We start from the raw sequence: 2,808 nt of genomic DNA, 5'->3' as shown, positions 1-2,808 counted from the left end.
CCCACCCGTTCTTGTGCGATTGGGGCTTGACTTTGGGTGCGAGGTGCTACCCCTCTCGGGCTCGGCCGGTCGCGAAGCGTCCGGCCGTTTTCCGGCCGACCACAGCGCCTCGCAAGGGCCCCGAAGTCAAGCCCCAATCGCAATCGTCGCGAAGCGGCGATGAACAACGCTCTTTCGTCCGGGGGTGCACGCCCACGCTGGAACAGGCACCCGCCCGCCAGAGGGCAACCACGCTGGAACCCCGGAAACACACCCCCCAAAAACCCAAAGGGCCGTCCCTCCACAAAGGAGGAACGGCCCAGGGAAAACGAACCAGAATCAGTTACCAGCCAGCTTCTTGGCGTTGGCCTCGACGTCGTCCAACCCGCCGCAGGAGAAGAACGCCTGCTCCGGGAAATGGTCGAACTCGCCCTTGCACACGCGGTCGAACGCCTCGATCGTGTCCTTGATGGGCACGAACGACCCGGGCTGACCCGTGAACTTCTCGGCCACGATGAAGTTCTGGCCGAGGAAGCGCTCGAGACGACGCGCGCGACCGACGAGGACCTTGTCCTCCTCGGAGAGCTCGTCCATGCCGAGGATGGCGATGATGTCCTGCAGCTCCTTGTACTTCTGCAGGATGCGCTTCACCTCCTGGGCGACCCGGTAGTGCTCCTCGCCGACGATCGACGGCTCGAGGATTCGAGACGACGACGACAGCGGGTCGACGGCCGGGTAGATGCCCTTCTGGGAGATCGGACGGGAGAGCTCCGTCGTCGCGTCCAGGTGGGCGAAGGTGGTCGCCGGGGCGGGGTCGGTGTAGTCGTCGGCGGGCACGTAGATGGCCTGCAGCGACGTGATCGACTTACCGCGCGTCGAGGTGATGCGCTCCTGGAGCTCACCCATCTCGTCCGCCAGCGTCGGCTGGTAACCCACGGCCGAAGGCATGCGGCCCAGCAGGGTCGACACCTCGGAACCGGCCTGGGTGAACCGGAAGATGTTGTCGATGAAGAGCAGCACGTCCTGGTTCTGCACGTCGCGGAAGTACTCCGCCATCGTGAGAGCGGACAGCGCGACGCGCATGCGCGTGCCGGGCGGCTCGTCCATCTGACCGAAGACCAGCGCGGTGTCGCTGAGAACGCCCATCTCCTCCATCTCGAGGAGGAGGTCGGTGCCCTCACGGGTGCGCTCACCGACGCCGGCGAACACCGACGTACCGGAGAACTCACGCGCGATACGCGTGATCATCTCCTGGATGAGCACGGTCTTGCCGACACCGGCGCCGCCGAACAGGCCGACCTTGCCGCCCTTCACGTAGGGGGTGAGCAGGTCGAGGACCTTGATCCCGGTCTCCAGGATCTCCGTCCTCGCCTCCAGCTTGTCGAAGGCGGGGGGATCCCGGTGGATCGACCAGCGGTCAGCGATCTTCAGGGACGCGGTCGGCACGTCCAGCGTCTCGCCCAGCACGTTGAACACGTGCCCCTTGGTCACGTCGCCCACCGGCACGGTGATCGCACTGCCCGTGTCGATGACCGTGGCCCCGCGGACCAGGCCATCGGTGGGCTGCATGGAGATCGCCCGGACCATGTTGTCGCCGATGTGCAGCGCCACCTCCAGGGTCAGCGTCCTGGACGACTCGCCCAGGGTCACATCGACGTGCAGCGCGTTGTAGATGTCCGGCATCTGCTCGGCGCCGAACTCCACGTCCACGACCGGCCCGGTGACCCGCGCGACCTGTCCGACCGGGCCGGTGCCGTCGCGGCCGCCGCCGTCGGTGGCTGAGTTCTCTGTGGTTGCGGTCATCTGACCCTCACTCGCTCCCTGCGATTGTCTCGGCCAGCGCGTTGGCGCCCCCGACGATCTCGCTGATTTCCTGGGTGATCTCGGCCTGGCGTGCCTTGTTGGCCTCACGCGTGAACTGTTCGAGCAGCTCGTTGGCGTTGTCGGTGGCCGACTTCATGGCGCGCCGCCGCGCCGCGATCTCGGCGGCCGCGCTCTCCAGCAGCGCGTGGTAGATCCGGTTCTCCACATACCACGGGAGAAGAGCATCCAAGACGGCCTGCGGCGACGGCTCGAATTCGTACGGCGGAATCGGGCCTTCGTGGCGCTCCTCCTCCACCTCCTGCACCTCGAGCGGGAGGATGCGGCGGACCGTGGGCCGCTGCGTGAGCATGGAGACGAACTCGGTGTAAACGAGGTGGATCTCGTCGACCCCGCCTTCGGCGGTGGGCCGCTCGAAGGCGTCGAGCAGGGCGCGGGCGATCTCGGCGGCGTTGGCCGGCGCGGGCCGTTCGGAGTAGCCGCGCCACTCGCCGGCCAGTTCGCGGTCGCGGAACCGGTGCCAGGTGATGCCCTTGGTCCCGCTCACGTAGGTCTGCACCGCGACGCGGCGCTCCTCCTCCAGGAGCGCCCGCAGCCGTTGCGCCTCGCGCAGCACGTTGGCGTTGTAACCGCCGGCGAAGCCCCGGTCGCTGGTGAGGATCAGCACGGCGACCCGATCGGCGCTGGCCGGCTCGCGGACCAGCGGATGGTCGATCTGCGAGGACCGGCTCACCACCGCCTCCACCGCGCGGGTCAGCTCCGCCGCGTAGGGCGCCGAGGCCCGCACCCGTTGCTGCGCCTGGATGATCCGCGAGGACGCGATGAGCTCCTGGGCACGGGTGATCTTGGCAGTGGACTGGATGGCCCGGATCCGCTGCCTGACCGCGCGAAGCTGTGCTCCCATGCTCTGCCGTCCCCGCCCTATTGCTGCTTCGGCTTCGGCGGGACGCGCCGGGTCACCGCTTCGCGCTTGACCTCTTCCTCTTCCATGGGCTCCTCCGGCTCCTC

General features: G+C 67.9%; 2 protein-coding genes. Both read right to left on the bottom strand.

Annotated features, from left to right (window positions below; all coding sequences use genetic code 11):
- Nucleotides 1–318: 318 nt before the first annotated feature.
- Entirely contained in the window at nt 319–1,782 is a 1,464-nt protein-coding gene (gene atpD, locus VF330_RS36070) for a F0F1 ATP synthase subunit beta (RefSeq protein WP_330856223.1), read from the bottom strand.
- A 7-nt stretch (nt 1,783–1,789) separates the two neighbouring features.
- Nucleotides 1,790–2,704 carry a F0F1 ATP synthase subunit gamma gene (locus VF330_RS36065; RefSeq protein ID WP_330856222.1) on the bottom strand — a complete coding sequence of 305 codons (915 nt, stop codon included), beginning with the start codon at nt 2,702–2,704 and terminating at the stop codon, nt 1,790–1,792.
- Between the last annotated feature and the right edge of the window lie 104 nt (nt 2,705–2,808).

The organism is Lentzea sp. (assembly GCF_036380075.1).
Taxonomy (GTDB): domain Bacteria; phylum Actinomycetota; class Actinomycetes; order Mycobacteriales; family Pseudonocardiaceae; genus Lentzea.
The sequence above is the reverse complement of the archived record's forward strand: the minus strand, read 5'-3'. Positions and strand labels throughout refer to the sequence as shown.

Bases quoted from the DNA above. Each gene is read 5' to 3' on its own strand.
- atpD (WP_330856223.1), bottom strand. From the start codon at position 1,782: ATGACCGCAACCACAGAGAACTCAGCCACCGACGGCGGCGGCCGCGAC.
- VF330_RS36065 (WP_330856222.1), bottom strand. From the start codon at position 2,704: ATGGGAGCACAGCTTCGCGCGGTCAGGCAGCGGATCCGGGCCATCCAG.